Source organism: Saccharopolyspora sp. 6M (genome assembly GCF_020176775.1).
Lineage (GTDB): Bacteria > Actinomycetota > Actinomycetes > Mycobacteriales > Pseudonocardiaceae > Saccharopolyspora_C > Saccharopolyspora_C gregorii.
In genome coordinates, this window is sequence record NZ_JAIUJZ010000004.1 from 17,458 (window position 1) to 38,355 (window position 20,898).

General features: G+C 73.3%; 15 protein-coding genes. 8 read left to right on the forward strand and 7 right to left on the reverse strand.

Features of this window, described 5'->3' with window-relative positions; translation table 11 throughout:
* The first annotated feature begins 97 nt into the window (after positions 1-97).
* Both LCD31_RS00490 and LCD31_RS00495 read left to right on the forward strand, forming a co-directional pair.
* A complete protein-coding gene (locus LCD31_RS00490) occupies positions 98-3,427 on the forward strand; it encodes a phosphodiester glycosidase family protein (protein WP_224955377.1) in 3,330 nt (1,109 codons plus the stop codon).
* 104 nt (positions 3,428-3,531) lie between these two features.
* Positions 3,532-4,662, forward strand: coding sequence for a DUF4192 domain-containing protein (locus LCD31_RS00495; RefSeq protein ID WP_224955378.1), 1,131 nt, complete (start codon positions 3,532-3,534; stop codon positions 4,660-4,662).
* A gap of 89 nt (positions 4,663-4,751) precedes the next feature.
* Here the strand turns inward: LCD31_RS00495 and galE are convergent, their stop codons facing one another.
* The 3 genes from galE to LCD31_RS00510 are packed head-to-tail and all read right to left on the reverse strand — an operon-like array spanning position 4,752 to position 7,648.
* Positions 4,752-5,714, reverse strand: coding sequence for a UDP-glucose 4-epimerase GalE (gene galE / locus LCD31_RS00500; protein ID WP_224955379.1), 963 nt, complete (start codon positions 5,712-5,714; stop codon positions 4,752-4,754).
* A gap of 60 nt (positions 5,715-5,774) precedes the next feature.
* Positions 5,775-6,953, reverse strand: a complete 1,179-nt coding sequence (galK, locus tag LCD31_RS00505) for a galactokinase (RefSeq protein WP_224955380.1) — start codon at positions 6,951-6,953, stop codon at positions 5,775-5,777.
* A complete protein-coding gene (locus tag LCD31_RS00510; RefSeq protein ID WP_224955381.1) occupies positions 6,950-7,648 on the reverse strand; it encodes a metal-dependent transcriptional regulator in 699 nt (232 codons plus the stop codon). The genes galK and LCD31_RS00510 overlap by 4 nt, the downstream gene beginning before the upstream one ends.
* Before the next feature lie 150 nt (positions 7,649-7,798).
* On the opposite strand from LCD31_RS00510, the gene LCD31_RS00515 reads away from it, so the two are divergent.
* The 5 genes from LCD31_RS00515 to LCD31_RS00535 all read left to right on the forward strand — a co-directional run bounded on the left by LCD31_RS00515 (position 7,799) and on the right by LCD31_RS00535 (position 14,670).
* Entirely contained in the window at positions 7,799-8,650 is an 852-nt protein-coding gene (locus LCD31_RS00515) for a sulfurtransferase (protein WP_224955382.1), read from the forward strand.
* Between the two features lie 83 nt (positions 8,651-8,733).
* Positions 8,734-9,909, forward strand: coding sequence for an acetoin utilization protein AcuC (locus LCD31_RS00520; protein WP_224955383.1), 1,176 nt, complete (start codon positions 8,734-8,736; stop codon positions 9,907-9,909).
* A gap of 84 nt (positions 9,910-9,993) precedes the next feature.
* On the forward strand, positions 9,994-13,035 hold the full coding sequence (locus tag LCD31_RS00525; protein WP_224955384.1) for a bifunctional GNAT family N-acetyltransferase/acetate--CoA ligase family protein: 3,042 nt from the start codon (positions 9,994-9,996) through the stop codon (positions 13,033-13,035).
* A gap of 132 nt (positions 13,036-13,167) precedes the next feature.
* On the forward strand, positions 13,168-14,067 hold the full coding sequence (locus LCD31_RS00530) for an alpha/beta fold hydrolase (RefSeq protein ID WP_224955385.1): 900 nt from the start codon (positions 13,168-13,170) through the stop codon (positions 14,065-14,067).
* Between the two features lie 177 nt (positions 14,068-14,244).
* A complete protein-coding gene (locus tag LCD31_RS00535) occupies positions 14,245-14,670 on the forward strand; it encodes a hypothetical protein (protein WP_224955386.1) in 426 nt (141 codons plus the stop codon).
* A 156-nt stretch (positions 14,671-14,826) separates the two neighbouring features.
* Here the strand turns inward: LCD31_RS00535 and LCD31_RS00540 are convergent, their stop codons facing one another.
* Positions 14,827-16,479, reverse strand: coding sequence for a fumarate hydratase (locus tag LCD31_RS00540; protein ID WP_224955387.1), 1,653 nt, complete (start codon positions 16,477-16,479; stop codon positions 14,827-14,829).
* Positions 16,480-16,612: 133 nt separating this feature from the next.
* Here LCD31_RS00540 and LCD31_RS00545 point away from each other — a divergent pair, with 133 nt between their 5' ends.
* Complete coding sequence (locus LCD31_RS00545; RefSeq protein ID WP_224955388.1) at positions 16,613-17,326, forward strand: tyrosine-protein phosphatase; 714 nt, start codon at positions 16,613-16,615, stop codon at positions 17,324-17,326.
* Between the two features lie 235 nt (positions 17,327-17,561).
* Here LCD31_RS00545 and LCD31_RS00550 read toward each other — a convergent pair whose 3' ends face one another.
* The 3 genes from LCD31_RS00550 to LCD31_RS00560 form a co-directional block, all read right to left on the reverse strand.
* Positions 17,562-18,530: a sigma-70 family RNA polymerase sigma factor gene (locus tag LCD31_RS00550; RefSeq protein WP_224955389.1), complete on the reverse strand. Its 969-nt coding sequence runs from the start codon at positions 18,528-18,530 to the stop codon at positions 17,562-17,564.
* A 403-nt stretch (positions 18,531-18,933) separates the two neighbouring features.
* The gene (dtd, locus tag LCD31_RS00555; RefSeq protein WP_224955390.1) at positions 18,934-19,359 is read right to left on the reverse strand and encodes a D-aminoacyl-tRNA deacylase; all 426 of its coding nucleotides are present in this window, start codon (positions 19,357-19,359) and stop codon (positions 18,934-18,936) included.
* A complete protein-coding gene (locus tag LCD31_RS00560) occupies positions 19,359-20,873 on the reverse strand; it encodes a methyltransferase (RefSeq protein ID WP_224955391.1) in 1,515 nt (504 codons plus the stop codon). Before LCD31_RS00560 ends, dtd begins: the two co-directional genes overlap by 1 nt.
* Between the last annotated feature and the right edge of the window lie 25 nt (positions 20,874-20,898).

Consider the following 20,898-nt stretch of genomic DNA (forward strand, 5'->3'; position numbering starts at 1 on the left):
GTGGGCTGTTCGAGTGCTGTTCAGCTCGGCGCTCGCCCCCGGTCGTGCCGGTGCGGTCTGCTGGTGCGCTGAGGTTCCGGGGTGATCGGGAGGGCGCATGAGGTCGCGCGGTCTGGTGCTGGGGCTGTCCGGTGCGGTGCTGGCGGGTGCGTTGACCGCACCTGCCGCGAGCGGTGCGCCGCTGCTGGGTCCACCACCGGTGGAGGACCTTCCCGGCGCGTCCGCGACCGAACGCGGCCCGGTCAGCGTCCGCTCCGCCACGGCGAGGGCGGCGGGCCCGGACGGTTTCGACACGTCGCGGGAGACGTCCGAGGTGGCCCCGGGGCTCACGTTGACCGAGTTCGACCGGTACGAGCCGGAGGGCTGGGTGCGCGGTGACGTGCTCGCCGCGGACCTGGCCGGGTCCGGGTTGCGACCGGAGTACTTGAGCCCTGGTTCGGCGTCGGCGCGCGCTCCGCTTTCCGAGCAGCTCGGCGGCGCGGTCGCCGGGGTGAACGGGGACTTCTTCGACATCGACGCGTCCGGAGCTCCGCTCGGTGCCGCGATGTCGGGTGGTGAGCTGCTCTCCGCGCCGTCCGGCGGGCACAACGACGTCGCCGCGGTCGGCGGCTCGGCGGGGCGCCTGATGCAGGTGTTCCTGGCCGCCGAGCTGATCCGCCCGGACGGCGGGACCGTGCCGATCACCGATCTGAACTCCCCGCGCGTCGCCACCGGCGGCATCGGTCTCTACACGCCGTACTGGGGCGCGGCGTCCCGGAAGTCCGCAGTGGACGGTTCGGCGCCGGTGCTGGAGGTGGAGCTCGCGGGCGACGTGGTGGCCCAGGTGCGACCCGCCCCGGCGGAGGGGCCGATGCCGCCGGGTGCGGTGCGGCTGCTCGGCACCGGCGCCGGAGCCGCCGCGCTCGGCTCGCTGCGGCCGGGCGATCGGGTCTCGGTGCGGTACCGGCCGCGGACGGACGGCCCGGTGGACGTGGCGATCGGCGGCAACGAAATGCTGCTGCGGAACGGGGAGGTGCAGCCCGTCGACGACACCGCCCTGCACCCCCGCACCGCGGCGGGTTTCTCCGCTGACGGAACCCGGATGTGGCTGGTCACCATCGATGGCAGGCAGGCCGACAGCCGCGGTGCGACGGAGCGGGAACTGGCCGAACGGCTGCGGGCGCTGGGGGCGTCGGACGCGATCAACCTGGACGGCGGTGGTTCGTCGACGCTGCTGGCGCGCGAGCGCGGCGCGGACGAGGCGGACGTGCGCAATGCGCCGTCGGACGGGGAGCTGCGCCCGGTGCCGAACGGCATCGGGTTCGCGACCGCCGCGGGCAGCCGCCGGTTGCGCGGGTTCCGGGTCGAGCCCGATGGGGAACGGGTGCTGTCCGGGCTGTCCAGGGCGGTGGCGGCGCACGGCCACGACGAGACCGGGGCACCGGTACCCGCGGATCCCGAGTGGTCGGTGTCGCCGGCCGCGGCCGGCCGGGTGGACGGGGGAGTGCTGCGCGCGGGTCACCCGGGCACGGCCACGGTGACGGCGAGCGCTCCCGGCGCACGCGGTTCGGCGGAGCTGGCCGTCTTGGGCCCGCCGGCGTCGATCAGCACCGATGTGCGGCGGGTGGAGCTGCCGGACGCGGGCGCGCGGGGGCGCTTCCAGGTGCTGGGCCAGGACGCCGAGGGCTTCCGGACCTGGGTGGAACCGGTGGACGTGCGGTTGGAGTACGACCGCGACGCGGTGCGGATCGAACCGGACGGTGCCGGGTTCGCGGTGACGGCGCTGTCGGACTCGGCGACTTCGGCGGTGACCGTCCGCGTCGGTGACCTGACCGCGCACCTCGGCGTCACCACCGGTTCTCGACCGGAGCCGCTGGCGCCGCTGGACGGTCCCGGGGGGTGGGAGGTGTCGGTGTTCCCGCAGCAGGTGGCGGCGTCGCTGCACGAGGCACCGGGGCACGCGGGCACTCCCGGTCTGGCCTTGGACTACGCGTTGACGGGCGCCACGACGACCCGAGCCGCGTACGTGAACGTCACCGAGCCGCTCCCGTTGCGACCGGGAACGCAGCGGCTCGGGATGTGGGTGAACGGCGATGGCCGCGGCGCGTGGCTGCGCGGTTCCGTCGTCGATTCCGCTGGGGTGGCCACGACGGTGGATTGGGCGCGCAACGTGGACTGGACGGGGTGGCGCTACGTCGAGGCACCGCTGCCCGCCGGGGTGTCCGGATCGCTCCGGTTGCAGCGGATCTACGCGGTCGAGCCGGACGGTGCGCGGCAGTACTCGGGGCGGTTGGTGTTCGACGAGTTGACCGCGCTGGTCGCCCCGGAGGTGCAGGTGCCGGTCGACGCGGAACCGCAGGACCCGTCGGTGGTGCGGGATGGGACGTTGCCGCCTGTGCCGGGCGCGTCCCGGATCGCGGTGGTCAGCGACGCCCAGTTCACCGCCGACGAGCCGGACGGTCCGCTGGTGGCGGCCGCTCGGCGTTCGTTGCGCGAGGCGGTGGCGGCGCGGCCGGACGCGCTGGTGATCAACGGTGATCTGGTGGATCGGGGGACCGCGGCCGATTTCGACCTGGCCCGCCGGGTGATCGAGTCGGAGGTGGGGGATCGGGTTCCCTGGTACTACGTGCCGGGGAACCACGAGGCCTCGGGGCCGGGGGACCTGCGCGAGTTCGCCGCCGAGTTCGGGGCCACCCACCAGGTGGCGGATGTGGCCGGGACTCGGGCGGTGTTGCTGGATTCGTCGGCGGGCTCGTTGCTGGGCGGCGGGTTCGGCCAGGTGCGGATGCTGCGGTCGGCGTTGGACGAGGCTGCGCGGGATCCGGCGGTGCGTTCGGTGGCGGTGTTCCTGCACCACCCGCCGCGCGATCCGGGCCCGACGGACGCCTCCCAGCTGGAGGATCCGAAGGAGGCGGAGCTGCTCGGCCGGTGGCTGGCCGATTTCCGGCGGGATTCGGGGAAGCCCGCCGTGCTGGTGGCCGGACATGCCGGCACCTTCCACTCCTCCACCGTGGACGGGGTGCCGCGGCAGGTGAACGGCAATGCGGGCAAGCGGCCTGCCACGGCCCCGGACGCGGGTGGTTTCACCGGGTGGAGCCTGCTGCGGATCGATCCCGGCGACCGGCGCGACCCGGTGCGCTGGGAGACCAGGCCGCGCGTCGACCGGATCGAGCTGCCGGTGCCGCCGGTGGTGGCGGGTGGTGCTGCGCCGGTGGCGGCCACGCTGCTGCAGGAGGACCGGGTGGTGCCCGTGCGGTACCCGGTGAGCGCGGACTGGTCGGGCCGGTCCGTCCACATCGGACCGCGTGCGGAGGTGGGGCCGGGTGCGGTGGCCGCGTTCGATCCGGGCACCGGGCTGCTCACCGGGCTGCGTCCGGGGCGGGCGGAACTGAGCGTGATGATCAACGGGGTGAAGAAGTCCACCGTATTCGCTGTCACCCGGAGGTGAGTTCTTCCTGCTATACCGGGGAGTTCTTCCACAGGGCGCCGGTTCGTCCACAGATCTGAAATCCACCCTGCGGCGGCTCTGCCGGTTCTCCCGATGTTCTGGGTATGACCACTCCGTTGAACGCACGCATCCACCTCGGCGACGCGGGCGAGATCCTCGCCGCCGTTCCCCACCTGCTCGGGTTCACGCCCACCGATTCCCTGGTCCTGCTGGGCCTGCGCACCGAGGGAGACACCGGGACGTTCTGCCTCACGCTGCGGATCGACCTGCCACCGCCCGAACACCGCAGGTCGGTGATCGAATACCTCTCGGCCGGTCCGATGGTGCGGCGGGGCGCGACCCGCGTCATCGTCGTGGCCGTCGGACCGGGCGGGGGCGGTGGCCACGGCCCGCCGGACGGTGAAGCCGAGCCGTCCGCCGCCGACGCGGGCCCTGAACCGGCCGGCGGCGCGCGACCCCTGTCGGAGCCCGAAGTGGACGAAGCGGTCCCGCACCGCGAGCTGATCCTGCTGCTGCGGGACGGATTCGCCGCGGCGGGCATCGACGTGCTGCACGAGATCTGGACCGACCGGCTCGTCGCGGGCAGCCCGTGGCGCTGCTACGACGACCCGCCCTGCCGCGGCGAGGTACCGGACCCGAAGCGCACCGCACTCGGCGCCGCGATGGCCGCGTCCGGCTCGGTCACCTTCGACAGCCGCCGCGAGCTGCAGGGCCTGGTCGCCCCCGAATCCGAGCGGACGACCGCCCGCTGGTCGGCCCGGCTGAACGGCATGCTCGACGACTCCGAGCGGGAGGGGGGCGACGTGCACGAGGACGTGGCCACCGCGCTCGCCGGGATCCGCCGGACGGCGGCGGGGGAGGCGCTGACCGAGGAGGACCAGCTGCGAATCCTGCTCGCGCTGAACGACCAGCGGGTGCGCGACCTGTGCCTCGGCGTGGCGCTGGGCGAGCAGGCGATGGCCGCGGAGCAGCTGTGGCTGAGCCTGGTGCGCAAGGCGCCGGAACCCGAGGTCGCCGACGTGGCCGCGCTGCTGGCCTTCTCCGCCTACCTGCGCGGCGAGGGGGCCTTGGCGAGCGTCGCGCTGGAGCGCGTGGAGGCCGCCCGGCCCGAGCACTCCCTGGGGTCCCTGCTGCGGCAGGCCCTCGAACGGGGCATTTCACCGAAGGAACTGGGCGAAGTGGCCAAGGACGCGATGAGCGACGCCCAGCTCATGATCGAAGCGGAGGAGTCCTGATGAGCGCCGCGATCCGGCACCGCTCGGCGGCGCGCCCGCGGCCGGGCCGTCCGGTGCCCGATCGCGCGGCGACCGGGCACCGGCGGGCGTCAGCTCTGCTCGCGGGCCCGGGTGAACTCCCAGGCATCGCGCACGATGACCGACAGGTCGGCCAGCTTCGGCTTCCAGGACAGTTCTTCGCGGGCGCGGTCGCTGGCGGCCACCAGCGTCGCCGGGTCACCGGCGCGCCGCGGTGCCACCGCCGCCGGGATGGGGTGGCCGGTCACCTCGCGGCAGGTTTCGATCACCTGCTGCACCGAGAAGCCGGTGCCGTTGCCCAGGTTGTAGATCCGGTGCTCGCCGGGCCGCGCGTTCTCCAGCGCCAGCAGGTGCGCGTCGGCGAGGTCGGTGACGTGGATGTAGTCGCGGACGCAGGTGCCGTCCTCGGTGGGCCAGTCGGTCCCGTACATCTGCACCTGCTCGCGCTTGCCCAGTGCGACCTGCAGCACGATCGGGATCAGGTGCGTCTCCACGGCGTGCCGCTCGCCGAACGAGCCGTGCGCGCCGGCAACGTTGAAGTAGCGCAGGCTCACCGCGCCCAGTCCGTGCGCCGTGGCGTAAGAGCTGATCGCGTGGTCGATGGCCAGCTTCGTCGCGCCGTAGGTGTTCGTCGGCCGGGCCGGGGCGTCCTCCGGGATCGGCACCACGTCCGGCTCGCCGTAGGTGGCGGCGGTGGAGGAGAACACCAGCCGCGGCGTGCCGTGCTCGCGGACCGCCTCCAGCAGCCGCAGCGAGGTGACCACGTTGCCCTGCCAGTACTTGTGCGGGTCCTCCATGGACTCGCCGACGAGCGACTTCGCCGCGAAGTGCAGCACGCCGTCGTACCCCTCGGCCAGCAGATCACCGGCCGCTTCCGCGATGTCGGCCCGCACGAAGGTGGCGCCCGGCGGCACCGCGTCGGCGTGTCCCGTCGAGAGGTCGTCGACCACGGTCACCTGGTGACCGTTCTCCAGCAGCCGTGCCGCGCACACGCTGCCCACATATCCCGCACCACCGGTGACGAGGAGCTTCACGGAGGTTCTGCCTTTCCTGGTACGTCCAACTCGAAGGCCCCGCCGTGCCGCGGGGCCGGATCAGCGGTCGCGGCCCGCTCCGGCGGCCGGAATCGCGGTGAACAGCCGCGGCGCCGGCAGGTCCTGCTCGGCGTAGGAGTCCAGCACGGCCTGCCCGATCGCCTCCCGGTCCTGCGCGCGCACCAGCGCGATCGCCGAGCCGCCGAAACCACCGCCGGTCATCCGGGCGCCCAGCGCACCGGCTTCCAGCGCGGCGTCCACCGCCACGTCCAGTTCCAGGCAGGAGATCCGGTAGTCGTCGCGCATGCTCACGTGCGAGGAGGTCAGCAGCGGTCCGATCGAGGCGAGCTCCCCGGCGTCGAGCGCGGCGACGGTGGACACCACCCGTTCGTTCTCGGTGACGACGTGGCGCACCAGGGGCCGCAGCTCCTCCGGCAGCACCTCGAGCGCGCCGTCGAGTTCCCCGATCGACACGTCGCGCAGCGCCTTGACCCCGAGCAGGTCCGCCGCGTGCTCGCAGCCGCGCCTGCGCTCGCCGTAGCCGGATTCGCTGTGCGAGTGCTTGGCGCGGGTGTCGATCACGAGCAGTTCGAGGCCGACGGAGGCGGTGTCGAACGCGATCTGCTCCAGCTCGCCGGAGCGCACGTCGAAGAACAGCGCGTGCGATTCGGTGCAGCTCAACGAGGCGGTCTGGTCCAGCAGGCCGGTGGGGGCGCCGACGAAGTCGTTCTCCGAGATCTGCACCCAGCGGGCGATGTCGGCGGTCGCCGGGGCCTCCGGCCCGTCGGCGGGGCGCCCGGCCAGGTCGAGCAGCGTGAGCGCCACCGCGCACTCCAGCGCGTGCGACGACGACAGCCCGGCCCCGGCGGGAACGTCGCCCGCGATGACCAGGTCCGCCCCGGGCACCTCGACGCCCTGCCCGCGCAGCGCCCACGCGACGCCGGAGGGGTATGCGGCCCACCCAGTCTGCGCGCCCGGCGCGAGCGCGTCCAGCGGGGTCGACTCGGCCCGGTGCAGCACGCCGTCGTCGCCCAGCGTGGCCACCGACAGCACTCCGTCGGTGCGCGGCGCGGCGGCCACGGCGATCCGGTGCGGCAACGCGATCGGCAGCACGAACCCGTCGTTGTAGTCGGTGTGCTCGCCGATCAAGTTGACCCGGCCGGGTGCCGACCAGGCGACCTCGGGAGCGCGTCCGTGCTCGGAGGTGAAGGCCTCGGCGGCGGTCTCGGCGGGGCTCACCGGGCGCGGACCAGGACGGCGTGGGCGATGCCGGGCGCGAGCTGGGTGCTGCCCTTGGGGCCGTTCACCTGGATCGGCTTGTTCACGCCGGTGACCGGCACGATCTCGATGTTCTCCGAGGGCATCAGGCCGACTTCCTTGAGCTCGCTCATCACGTCGGGGTCCAGCTGGACGTGCTCGGCGATCCGGCACACCACGGCCTGGCCGCCACCGTTGCGGGCGATCTCGTCGACCCGCTTCAGATCGGACTCACCGATCGCCGCGGTCGCCGGTTCGGCACCGAGCTCTTCGAGGCCGGGGATGGGGTTGCCGTACGGGGAGGTGGACGGGTTGCCGAGCAGCGCCACCAGCTTGCGCTCGACCGCCTCGCTCATCACGTGCTCCCAGCGGCAGGCCTCGTCGTGCACGTGTTCCCACTCCAGGCCGATCACGTCGACGAGCAGCCGTTCGGCGAGCCGGTGCTTGCGCATCACGCGGACGGCGCGGGTGCGGCCTGCCTCGGTGAGCTCCAGGTGCCGGTCCTCGGCAACGGTGAGCAGGCCGTCGCGCTCCATCCGGGCCACGGTCTGGCTCACGGTCGGCCCGCTCTGCTCCAGGCGTTCCGCGATGCGGGCGCGCAGCGGGACGACGCCCTCCTCCTCCAAGTCGTAAATGGTGCGAAGGTACATCTCGGTGGTATCGATGAGATCGTTCACGCTGGCTCCCCGATTTGCGGTCCCACCTGTGATTCTAGTCCCGGTGCCGTACCGCCGGTCGGTGGCTTCCGAGCAGGCGTTTCCGCCGCCGGAGCATGCTTTCGGCCCCTTTCCCGAGTCGTTCCGTCCCCGAGCAGTCCAGGAGGTCCGATGGATCCGCTGATCAGTGCAGACGATCTTGCCGAGTCGCTGGCGGGCGCGCGCCCACCGGTGCTGCTGGACGTGCGGTGGAGCCTGCTCGGGCCACCCGGCCGGGAGGACTACGAGCGCGACCACCTGCCGGGCGCGGTGTTCGTGGACCTGGACACCGAACTCGCGGCCCCTCCCGGCCCCGGCGGCAGGCACCCGCTGCCCGCCGCCGCGGATCTGCAGGTGGTGCTGCGGCGGGCCGGGGTCACCGCGGACCGCGAGGTGGTGGCCTACGACGCCGCCGACGGTTCCGCGGCGGCGCGGGCCTGGTGGTTGCTGCGCTGGGCCGGGCACCCGCGGGTCCGGGTGCTCGACGGCGGGTACCGGGCGTGGGTCGACGGCGGCCACCCGGTCACCGCCGAGGTGCCGGAGGTGGCGCCCACCGACTACGAGGTGGTGCCGGATTCGCTGCCGGTGATCGGTGCCGACGAGGCCGCCCGGCTGGCCGCGGAGGGGCGGCTGCTCGACGCCCGCGCCCCGGAGCGGTACCGCGGTGAGGTGGAACCGGTCGACCCGCGGCCCGGCCACATCCCCGGGGCGCGCAACGCCCCGTTCGCCGACAACGTGACCGCGGACGGGACCTGGCGGACGCCGGCGGAGCTGGCGCGTTCGTTCGGCGAGCTCGGGGTGGACCGGGAGACTCCGGTCGGCGCCTACTGCGGTTCCGGGATCACGGCCTGCTCCGCCCTGCTCGCCCTGGAGCACGCGGGTCTGAGCGGGCCGGGGAATCCGGCCGCGCTCTACGCGGGTTCGTGGTCGCACTGGTCGTCCGACCCGAACCGGCCGGCGAAGACGGGGGACGCTCCGGGCTGACGTCCGGGACGGCGAGCACGGCGGTGCCGCGGTGTGTCCCGGGACACTGTGAGCGCCGCCACGGGCCGGGTAGCGTCCGGCGCATGGGCAACCAGTGCGCGGTGGTGTGGGACGAGTCGGTCCTCGGCTACGACCTCGGTGGTGAGCACCCGCTGCACCCGATCCGGCTGGACCTCACGATGCGGCTGGCCAGTTCGCTCGGGGTGCTGGACGGTGTGACGCCGGTGCCGCCGCGGCCGGCCACCGACGAGGAGCTGCTCCGCGTGCACCGCCCGGACTACCTGGCGGCCGTGCGCGCCGCACCGACCGCGGCCTGGGACATCGGGTACGGGCTCGGCACCGAGGACAACCCGATCTTCGACCGGATGCACGAGGCCTCGGCGCTGGTGGCCGGAGCGTCGATCACCGCGGCCGAGCAGGTCCTGTCCGGGAAGGCCGATCGGGCGGTGAACCTCGCCGGCGGGCTGCACCACGCGATGCCGGAGCGGGCCGCCGGGTTCTGCGTCTACAACGACTGCGCCGTGGCCATCGCCTGGCTGCTCGACCAGGGCGTGGAGCGGGTCGCCTACGTGGACGTGGACGTGCACCACGGCGACGGGGTGCAGAAGACGTTCTACGACGACCCGCGGGTGCTGACCGTCTCGCTGCACCAGCACCCGATCACGCTGTGGCCGGGCACCGGCTTCGCCACCGAGACCGGCGGCCCCGGGGCGGAGGGGACCGCGGTGAACGTGGCGCTGCCGCCGGGTACGGGAGACGCGGACTGGTTGCGGGCGTTCCACGCCGTGGTGCCGTCGCTGCTGGATGAATTCCGCCCGCAGGTGCTGGTCACGCAAGCCGGAGCCGACGCGCACCGGGAGGACCCGCTCGCGGACCTGGCGATGTCGGTGGACGGCCAGCGCGAGAGCTACCACGCGCTGCGGGGCCTGGCGGAGCGGTGCGCCGGTGGCAGGTGGGTGGCGCTCGGTGGTGGTGGCTACGCGCTGCACCGGGTGGTGCCGCGCAGCTGGACCCACCTGCTGGCGACCGCGCTGGACCGGGACCTGGATCCGGCGACGGCGTTGCCGCCGGAGTGGCTGGCGCACGCCTTGCGGGTGGCGGGGAACGTTCCGCTGCCGACATCGTTGACGGATGGGGAGGACCCGACCTTCGTACCCTGGACGGGGGTGACCGAGTCCACGGTGGACACTGCGATCCGGGACGCGCGGCACGCGTTGTTCCCGTTGCACGGTCTGGACCCGGCCGATGTCCGCGACTGACCTCGGCGGCGCACGCGCACCCGCACCGGCGGCGCAGTGCGCCCGGCCTGCTCGACGCCGGTGCGGTTGAGAGGGTGCTGGCTGATGGGCGGGTCGAAGCGACGCGGGACGAGCGGCGGCGGTCGTGCGGCCGCGGACCGGGGCGGTGCTCGGCCGGAGCCCGGCCGGCGGGCGGACCTCGGGACGGGCGACCAGCGGCCGGACCAGTCCAAGCCCGACCAGCCCGGCTCAGCCGACCAGCGCACCCAGCCCGACCAGCCCGACCAGCCCGACCAGCCCGACCAGCCCGGCAAACCCGGCAAACCCGGATCGCCCGACCAGCCCGGCCGGGCGGAGCAGCCCGCCCAGCCGCGCCCAGCCGGCCAACCCGCCTCGGCGGCCGACGCCGCCCCGTCCGGCCAGCCCGCCCGTCCCGGCGAGCCGCCCCGCGCGGGTCAGCGAGGCGACTCGGACCGGCCGGATGCGCCGCCCACCGGCGACGGCAAGCCGTACCCGCGCAGCTGGGAGGCCGACGTCGTGCTCTCCGACGGCGGCACCGTGCACCTGCGGCCGATCTCACCGGACGACGCCGACCAGCTGATCTCGTTCCACAGCAGGCTCAGCGACCGCACCCGGTACTTCCGCTACTTCGGCCCGTATCCGCGGATGCCGAAGCGGGACGTGGAGCGGTTCAGCACCGTCGACCACCGGGACCGGGTGGCGCTGGTGGCGCTGCTGGGCGACGACATCGTGGCGGTGGGGCGCTTCGACCGGCTCGACGACCAGGACTCGGCCGAGGTGGCGTTCGTGGTGCAGGACCAGCACCAGGGCCGCGGCCTCGGTTCGATCCTGCTGGAGCATCTGGCGGCGGCCGCCCAGGAGCGCGGGCTGCGCCGGTTCGTCGCGGAGGTCCTCGCGGAGAACTCGGCGATGGTGCGGGTCTTCCGGGACGCCGGCTACCAGGTGCGGCGCGCGATGGAAGAGGGCGTCGTGCACTTGGAGTTCGACATCGACCCCACCGAGGAGTCGCTGGCGGTGGCCAGGGCCCGGGAGCAGGCTGCGGAGGCGCGCAGCGTGCACAACCTGCTGCACCCGCGGTCGGTGGCGGTGATCGGCGCCTCCACCGACCACCGCAAGATCGGGCACGCGGTGCTCGTCAACCTGCTGACCGCGGACTTCGCCGGCCCGGTGTACCCGGTGAATCCGGAGCACCGGGCGGTCCGCGGCGTGCGGGCCTACCCGTCGGTGCTGGACATCCCGGACGACGTGGATCTGGCGGTGGTGGCGATCCCGGCGGCGGGCGTGGACGAGGTGCTGGACGCATGCCTGGCCAAGGGCGTGAAGGCGCTGGTGATCGTCAGCTCCGGGTTCAGCGAGTCGGGACCGGACGGTCGCGCGATCGAACGCCGCATGGTCCGCGCGGCGCGCGTGCACGGCATGCGGGTCGTCGGCCCGAACGCGCTGGGCGTGGTCAACACCGATGCCGGCTACCGGCTCAACGCGACCTTGGCGCCGCGGTTGCCGGGGTCCGGGCGCACCGGGTTCTTCTGCCAGTCGGGGGCGCTGGGCGTGGCGATCCTGGCGACCGCGACCGAGCGGGGCCTGGGCCTGTCCACGTTCGTCTCGGCGGGCAACCGCGCCGACGTCTCGGGCAACGACCTGCTGCAGTACTGGCAGACGGACCCGGCGACGGACGTGGTGCTGCTGTACCTGGAGTCCTTCGGCAACCCGCGCAAGTTCGCCCGGCTGGCCCGGCGGTTGGCCCGGACCAAGCCGATCGTGGTGGTGAAGTCGGGCCGCAACGCGGTGCGCCCCGGGCTCGCGGCCACATCGGTGCAGGTGGACGAGACGAGCGTGCAGGCGCTGTTCGAGCAGGCCGGGGTGATCCGCGTCGAGTCGGTGGCGCAGATGTTCGACACGGCGCTGCTGCTGGCCCACCAGCCGCTGCCCGCGGGAGAGCGGGTGGCGATCGTCGGCAACTCCTCGGCGCTGGGCATGCTGGCGGCGGACGTCGCGCAGGCGGAGGGCCTGCGGCTGGCGGGTGAGCCGGTGGACGTCGGCGCGTCGGCGAGCCCGGAGGAGTTCGCCGCCGCGGTGCGCGCGGCCGCGCTCTCCGACGACGTGGACGCGCTGGTGACGGTGTTCGTGCCGCCGGTCGCGGTGCCGGGCACCGCTTACGCGAGGGCGTTGCGGGAGGCCTTGCAGGAGGCCGCGGTCGCGGCGACGAAACCGGTGGTCACGACGTTCCTGGCCGCCGAGGGTGTGCCGGACGAGCTGGCGGTGCCGGGGCCGGACGGTTCGGCTGGCTGGGGTTCGGTGCCGTCCTACCCGAGCCCCGAGCGGGCGGTGCTGTCGCTGGCCAGGGCGACGCGCTACGCGCGGTGGCGGGCCGCGCCGCAGGGGCACTTCGCCCGGCCGGAGGGCATCGCGCCGGAGCGGGCGCGGCGGCTGGTGGAGGCCTCGCTCGGGGACGGTGAGGTGCGGCTCAGCGACGAGCAGTCGGTGGAGCTGCTGGGGCACTACGGGATCGAGCTGGTGCCGTTCCGCCGGGTGTGCAACGAGGCGGACGCGGTGGCCGCGGCGACCGAGCTCGGTTTCCCGGTGGTGTTGAAGGCCGCCGACGACCAGTTGCGGCACCGCGCGGACCTGGTGGGCGTGCGGCTGGACCTGGTGAACGCGGACGCGGTGCGGGCGGCGTACGCGGACCTGCTGCGGGTGTCGGACACCGCGGAGGTGTACGTGCAGAACATGGCAGGGCGCGGGCATTCCTGCGTGATCGACCTGATGGACGACCCGTCGTTCGGCACGCTGGTCTCGTTCGGACTGTCCGGTGTGGCCAGCGAACTGCTGGGGGACAAGGCGTACCGGGCGGTTCCGATGACCGATGTGGACGTGGCGGCGCTGGTGCGCTCGCCGCGCGCGGCACCGCTGCTGGCGGGCTACCGGGGTGATGAGCCCGCGGATCTGGCGGCGCTGGAGGACCTGGTGCTGCGGGTGGCGACGCTGGTGGAGGACCTGCCGGAGGTGCGGGAGCTGACGTTGCAGCCGGTGCTGGCCTCGGCGCTCGGCGTGCGGGTGACGGGAGCGCGGATCAGCGTGGGGCGTTCGGCCGCGGTGCCGGACACGGGTCCGCGCAGGCTGCGCTGATTCCGCGGCGGGGGTCCGCGAGTCCGGGGCGGGATCGCGGACCGCGCGCCTGACTCCCGGCGCCCACCTCTCCGAGACTCACCCGTACCGTTATTCTGTGCGCGCCGAGGAAGCGAGGACGGGAGCCCGGGAATGGCCGACCTGACGTTGACCGAGCTGGGCGAGCTGCCCGCGGGCGAGCACCGGCTGACCGTCCGCGCCTGCGCCGCCGAGGACCCGGCCGCCCCGGCCGTCGTCCTGCTGCCCGCGATGGGCGTCCCCGCCTCCTACTACCTGCCGTTCCTGCGCGAGCTGCACGAGCGCGGCTGCACGGTGGTGAGCGTCGACTGGCGCGGCCAGGGCACCGCGCCGCCGCGCGCCGACCGCAAGATCCGCTTCGGGTACCAGGACCTGGTAGACGACGCCGCCGCCGTCGTGGACCTCGTGGCGCGCGAGTTCCCCGCCGCGCCGCGCTTCCTGGTCGGGCACAGCCTCGGCGGGCAGATCGCGCTGCTGCTCGCCGCCGCGGACCCGAGCCGGGTGCGGGGGGTGACGCTGCTGGCCTCCGGTTCGGTGTGGTTCCGCAGCTTCCCCGGAATGCAGGGCTGGAAGAACCTGGTGGCGACCCAGTTCGTCGCCGCGGTGAGTTCGCTGCTCGGCTTCTGGCCGGGGGAGCGGCTCGGGTTCGGCGGCCGCCAGCCGGCCGGGATCATGGCGGATTGGGCCCGCCAGGGGCGCACCGGCCGCTACCGCCTCGGCGGATCGGACTTCGACTACGAGCGGGCGTTGCGGGAGCTGGACGTCTCGCTGCTCACGGTGAGCGTCGAGGGCGACGAGCTGGCCCCCGCGTCCTCAGTGGATCACTTGGCGGCGAAGGCGGTGGCGGCGCCGCGCACCCGGCGGCACTACTCCTGCGAGGTGGCGGGCGCGGCGAAGCTCGGCCACTACGCGTGGGTGTACACCAGCGGGGTGCTGGCGGACTGGATCACGGGCTGGGCGGCAGCGGCGACCGGGACCACCTGGCCCGGTTCCGCAGGTGCCGACGTGCGGTGAACTCGGACCGGTTCGACGCGGACCGTTCACAGTGAATGCTCCTGACCAGCGAAAACGGTGGCCCTAGCGGCGGATTCCACAGTGTCCGCCCAAAAGATCCCGGATCCGCGCAACCCGGCGCGGACCGGGCTCCGTCTACCGGGCATGAAACGCCTACACACCACAGTGGGCGCGGGCGTGCTGCTCCTCGCTTTCACCGCCTGCGCCGGACAGCAAGAAGACGTCGGATTCGGCGGGCAGCCGCCCGCCCCTGAGCCGGCCGCCCCGGTGCAGCCGAAGCCCGAGCAGGAACGAACTCCCGTGCCGGAGAACCTGATCAAGGCCGAGAGCCAGTCCGGGACCACGGTGCCCCGGGTGTGGACCCAGGACGGCGGTTCGGCCGTCGTCACCAACGGCCAGGAAGGCGGTTGCAGCAAGGTCCACGCCGAAGTCGCCGACCAGAACGCCCAGCAGGTGAAGGTCGTGCTGGTGAACGAGACCCCGGATCCGCCGGGGATCTGCACGATGGATCTGCGCTACCCGCCGGTGGCCGTCCAGTTGGACGAGCCGCTGGGCGAGCGCACCGTCGTGCTCGAAAAGCGCGAGGTGAAGGTTCCGCGTTGATGAGTTCGACGTGCTGACCTGCGCTTCGCAGGCACTTCTCCCGTAGGAGGTGGGGCTCCTACGGGAGAAAGTGCGTGTCCCCCCACTGTGGTGTGCCACGGCCGGCGGTTCCCGGAAGGGAGCCGCCGGCCGTCGCCGTTGCGGGGGCCTCGTTTCTCAGCGGGCGAAGGAGATCTGCAGCGTGGGCTGCGTCGAGTCCGCGAAGAAGTCCTCCCCCTTGTCGTCGACGACGACGAACGCCGGGAAGTCCTCCACCTCGATGCGCCACACCGCTTCCATGCCCAGCTCCGCGTATTCGAGGACGTCGACCGACCGGATGCAGTCCTGCGCGAGCCGCGCGGCGGGGCCGCCGATGGAGCCGAGGTAGAACCCGCCGTGCTCGCGGCAGGAGGCGGCGACCTTCGACGAGCGGTTCCCCTTGGCCAGCATGACGAGCGAGCCGCCGGCCGCCTGGAACTGCTCCACGTAGGAGTCCATCCGCCCCGCGGTGGTGGGCCCGAAGGAGCCGGAGGCGTAGCCGTCCGGCGTTTTCGCCGGCCCCGCGTAGTACACCGGGTGGTCCCGCAGGTACTGCGGCATCGGTTCGCCCGCGTCCAGCCGTTCGGCGATCTTGGCGTGCGCGATGTCGCGGGCGACGACGAGCGGTCCGGTCAGCGACACCCGGGTCTTCACCGGCAGCTTCGAGAGCTCCGCGCGGATCTCGGCCATCGGCCGGTTCAGGTCGATGCGCACCACGTCGCTGGACAGCTGCTCGTCGCCGACTTCCGGCAGGTACCGGGCGGGGTCGCGTTCGAGCTGTTCGAGGAACACGCCCTCGGGAGTGATCTTCGCCTTGGCCTGGCGGTCGGCGGAGCAGGACACGGCGACGCCGACGGGAAGCGAAGCGCCGTGCCGGGGCAGCCGGACGACCCGCACGTCGTGGCAGAAGTACTTGCCGCCGAACTGGGCGCCGATGCCGAACTGCCGGGTCATCTCCAGCACTTGCGCTTCGAGTTCGACGTCCCGCAACGCGTGCCCGGACGGGGAGCCTTCGCGGGGCAGGCCGTCGAGGTAGCGGGCGGAGGCGAGCTTGGCGGTCTTGAGGTTGTGCTCGGCGGAGGTGCCGCCGACGACGATCGCCAGGTGGTAGGGCGGGCAGGCCGCGGTGCCCAGCGAACGCAGCTTCTCCTCCAGGAACCGGGCGAGCCGCGTCGGGTTCAGCAGCGCCTTCGTCTCCTGGTAGAGGAAGGTCTTGTTGGCGCTGCCGCCACCCTTGGCCATGAACAGGAACTCGTAGTGCGGGTCGGTGCCCGCCTTGTTGTACAGCTCGATCTGGGCCGGGAGGTTGCTGCCGGTGTTGCGCTCCTCCCAGAAGTTCAGCGGCGCCATCTGCGAGTACCGCAGGTTCAGCTCCTGGTAGGCGTCGAACACGCCGCGCGCCAGCCGCTGCTCGTCCTCGCCGCCGGTGAGGATCGTCTCGGTGCGCTTGCCGATGACGATGGCGGTACCGGTGTCCTGGCACATCGGCAGCACGCCACCGGCGGACACGCAGGCGTTGCGCAGCAGGTCGGTGGCGACGAACCGGTCGTTGGCGCTGGCCTCCGGGTCGTCGACGATGGCCCGCAGCTGCGCGAGGTGCGAGGAGCGCAGCAGGTGCTGGATGTCCTTGATCGCCGCGCGCGCGAGCGCGGTCAGCGCCTCGGGCGCCACTTCCAGAAAGCGCCGCCCGGCGGCTTCCACGGTGCGGATGCCCTCGGTGGTGAGCAACCGGTAGTCGGTGTCGTCCGGACCGAGCGGAAGGATCTCGGTGTGGTCGAACGTGGTGGTCACGACGCCGCTCCTTTGCGCGTTCGGGAATGCGGTGACGTTAACGCAACGGCGCGCGGAGCCGGACCGGGTCTGTCGGCAGGGGTCGGACACCTGCGAGGCTGTCGGACGGTAACCGAGCCGATGGGAGACGCCCTTGTCCACGACGGATCCGACCTCCGAGGCCCTCGACGGGTTGGTCAACCTGCGCGATCTCGGCGGATTGCCCGCCGAACCGGGGACCACCCGGGAGGGGATCGTGCTGCGCAGCGACGCCCCGCGCGCGGGGGACCGGGACCCGGAGGACGTGGCGTGGCCGCCGCGGCTGGTGCTGGACCTGCGGGACGCGTCGGAGCTGAACGGCACCGCGCACCCGCTGGCGCAGGTGGCGGAGGTGCACCAGATCGAGCTGCTCGCGGGCATCCACTCCACTGAGGTGGCGCATCCGCTGCCGGAGCTCTACCAGCTGGCGCTGCGGAACGCGGCGGACAAGCTGGTGCGGGTGTTCCGCCTGGTGCTGGCGGCGGAGGGGCCGGTGCTGGTGCACTGCGCGGCGGGCAAGGACCGCACCGGCGTGGTCTCGGCGATGCTGCTGAGCGCGGCGGGAGTCCGGTCGGACGCGATCATCGCGGACTACGTGCGGACGGACCGGAACATGTTCCGGGTGCTGCAGCGTCTGGAGATGGCGCCCGCGTTGCCGCCGGGCGTCAGCGAGGAGGACGTGCGGCACCTGATCTCGACGCCGGTGGAGGCGATCGAGGGCGTGCTGGCGACGTGGGCCGAGCACGAGGAGCACGCGGCTGGCTGGTTGCGCGCGCACGGCGTCACGGCGGACGAGATCGACCGCTGGCGCCGCAAGTTCCGCGACTGAACGGGGGCCGGCCCGGACACCGGGTCGCCCGCCGCACGGACGGCCCTGCCGCGGCCCGCCCGGAGCACGGTCGGCCCCGGAGCACGGACGCACCCGGTGCGGGTGACGGGCGCGGACAGGGCGAGAGGCCGGACCTGCCTCGGTGGGCGAGTCCGACCTCCCCTGGGATGCGCCCGGCCGGTCGCCCGGCCGGACGCGCACGTCCGTTCCTTCGGGTCGCCGCGGGTGCCGAGCGTCAGCTGGCGTAGGCCCGCAGCCGGTCGGCGCGGTCGCCCTGCCGCAGCTTGGACATGACCTCCCGCTCGATCTGGCGGACCCGCTCGCGGGAGAGCCCGAAGGCCTTGCCGATCTGGTCCAGGGTGCGCGGCTGGCCGTCGTCGAGGCCGTAGCGCATCCGGATCACCGACTGCTCCCGCTCCTCCAGCGTGCCCAGCACGCGGCGCAGGTCGTCCTGCAGGAAGCCGGAGATCACGGCGTTCTCGGCGTCGGCGGACTCGGCGTCCTCGATGAAGTCGCCGAGCGGGGCGTCCTCCTCGGCGCCGACCGGCATGTCCAGACTCACCGGGTCCCGGGAGTGGTCGAGCAGGTCGGAGACCTTCTCGGGGGTGAGCCCGCTCTCGGCGGCCAGTTCCTCGTCGGTCGCCTCGCGGCCCAGCTTCTGGTGCAGGTCGCGCTTGATCCGGGCCAGCTTGTTCACCTGCTCGACCAGGTGGACGGGCAGCCGGATGGTGCGGGACTGGTCCGCCATGCCGCGGGTGATGGCCTGCCGGATCCACCAAGTGGCGTACGTGGAGAACTTGAAGCCCTTGGTGTAGTCGAACTTCTCCACCGCGCGGATCAGCCCGAGGTTGCCCTCCTGGATCAGGTCCAGCAGCGGCATGCCGCGGCCGGTGTAGCGCTTGGCGAGGCTCACCACCAGCCGCAGGTTGGCCTCCATCAGGTGGTTCTTGGCCGACTGGCCGTCGCGCACCACCGCCCGCAGGTCGCTGCGCCGCTCGGGCGAGATCTTGCCGTCCGTCTCCAGCATGTGCTTCGCGAAGACGCCCGCCTCGATCCGCTTGGCGAGGTCGACCTCCTCCTGCGCGGTGAGCAGCGCGGTCCGGCCGATGCCGTTCAGGTAGACCCGCACCAGGTCGGCCGAGGGGCCCTGGTTGTCGAGGTCGGCGTCGGTGGCGGTCATGGTGTTGGTCTGCGGGACGGTCATTGAGCTCCCTCCCTGACGGGCTGGCTTGCGGGGCGTGCCCACGGCGCGGACTGGCGCTGTGGAGGACGCGTACGCTCGGTGTTGCGGGCCGAATGCCACGCCGTCCGGATGTGACGGTTGTGCTGTCTGGTGTCGTGCTGTCGGGTCGGAGTGGTGCGTGTTCACGACGTGCCTCGTGTGGTTCCGGTGCGAGAACGGCCGTTCTGATCGGAACTCCACTCGACTCGCCGTCGAGCCGCCGCGTTGCGGTGGCGGCTCGGTGGACCGGGCTGTCGAAGCTTGGATACCTGGAAAACGAACGCACCCTTGAATTCGTTCCCGAACTGCTCGACCGTGAGACGTCGCGGCGGTCACATCCGTTGCTCCGCGAAGTCTGAGGATCAGCTGAGAACCGGCGTTACATTCACACGTCGATCAACAACGTGAATGGTCCGTCGTTGACGCTGTCCACTTCCATCATCGCGCCGAAGCGCCCGGTGGCCACCTGCGCGCCCCGCTCCCGCAGGCGTTCGACGACCTCCGATACCAGTGGTTCGGCCTGCTCAGGGCGGGCCGCCTCGGTCCACGACGGGCGGCGGCCCTTGCGAGTCGAGCCGTAGAGGGTGAACTGGCTCACCACCAGCAGCGGGGCTCCGGTGGTGGCGCAGGACTCCTCATCGCGCAACGCCCGCATCTCGTGCAGTTTGCGCGCCATATTCGCCGCCTGTTCGGAGCCGTCGGAATGGGTCACGCCCAATAGCACCAGCAGACCGGGTTCTTCGATCTTGCCGACGGCCTCCCCGCCGACCCGGACCGAGGCCCGCGTGACCCGGCTGACCACCGCCCGCATTACTCGCCGCCTGCCCATTCCGCCGGGATCACCATTCCGTGCCGCACCAGTTCCCGCAGCACCGGCACCGCGGCGCGGGAGAGCTCCGCGGCGTCCTCGCCCGCGCCGAGCGCGAGCAGCTCCACCAGGTCCCGCACCGGCAGCGCGCCCTGGCAGCCGGCGAGCAGCCGCACGCCGAGCTCGTCGATCTCGTGCTGCCAGCCTGGGCCGTCGGTGCGGTGCAGCCGGTGCACGAAGCGCTCCCAGCCCTCCTCGCCGTGCGCGGCGACCTCCTCCAGCACCGTCGAGGGCGCGGTGACCAGCCGCGCGTCCAGCAGCCCGTCGCCAGAGCCGTGCTCGCGCAGCCACGCCACCCGGCGCAGCCAGCCGTCGCTCTCCGGACCCAGCGGGTCGTCGAAGGCCTGCCGGAGGTCCTCGCACACGACCTCGCCGCGCTCGGCGCCGCTGCGGCGCAGCGTGACGAACCCGAAGCCGACGCCGTCCACGTCGTTGGCGTCGAACCAGTCCAGCCACTCGGCGGCCTTGCGCCTGCCCGCGGGCGAGCGCGGGTCGAACCCGGCGTCGCGCAGCCAGGTGCCGACGTACAGCGCCGGATCGGCCACGTCACGCTGCGCGAACCAGGCGTCCACCCCGCCCGGCGGCAGCCAGCGCGCCACCCGGTCTTGCCAGTCCTCGCCCTTGCGGTGCAGCCAGGAGGCCAGCAGCTGCCCCGTGCCGCCCTCGTCGAGGAACGACGGCAGCTGGCGCACCACCAGCGCGCTCGCGTCGTCCCCGGCGAGCCCGGAGTCCCGGTACACGTAGTCGGTGCGCGGCGGGCCGACCACGAACGGCGGGTTGCACACGATCTGGTCGAACCGCCGGCCGCGCACCGGTTCGAACCACTCGCCTTCGGCGAGCTCCACGTCGATCCGGTTGAGCCGGAACGTGGCCGAGGCCAGCGCCAGCGCCCGCGCGGACACGTCGGTCGCGGTGACCCGCTGCGCGTGCGTGCTGGCGTGCAGGGCCTGCACGCCGCAGCCGGTGCCCACGTCCAGCACCGAGCCGACCTGCCTGCGCGAGGTCGCCCGCACCAGGCTCAGCGAGGCGTGCCCGACCCCGAGCACGTGGTCGACGCCGGTCGCCCAGCCCTCCGGGCGCAGGTCGGCGTCGAGGTCGGAGATCACCCACCACGAGTCCTCGCCCGCGCTGTGCGGGCGGATGTCCAGCGCCGCGCGCAGCGCATCGCCGTCGGCGGCCAGCACGCCACCGGCGACCGCGTCGGCCACCGGCAGCGGCCGCAGCGCCGCGGCCACCTCGGCGGCCGGTTCGGCCTCGCCGAGCAGGAACAACCGCACCAGCGTGCCCAGCGGCCCGCCGTCCGCGGTCGCCCGCAGCGCGGGGACGGGTTCGCCCCGCCCGAGCGCGGCGTGGGCCTGCGGCCCGAGCAGGTCCACCACGCCGTCGGCGTCGTAGCCGACCTCTTGGAAGGCGGCGCGGAGGCGGTCGAGGACGTCGTTCGAGAGATCCGGAATCACGCGCCCGATCCTCACACGCCCCGCG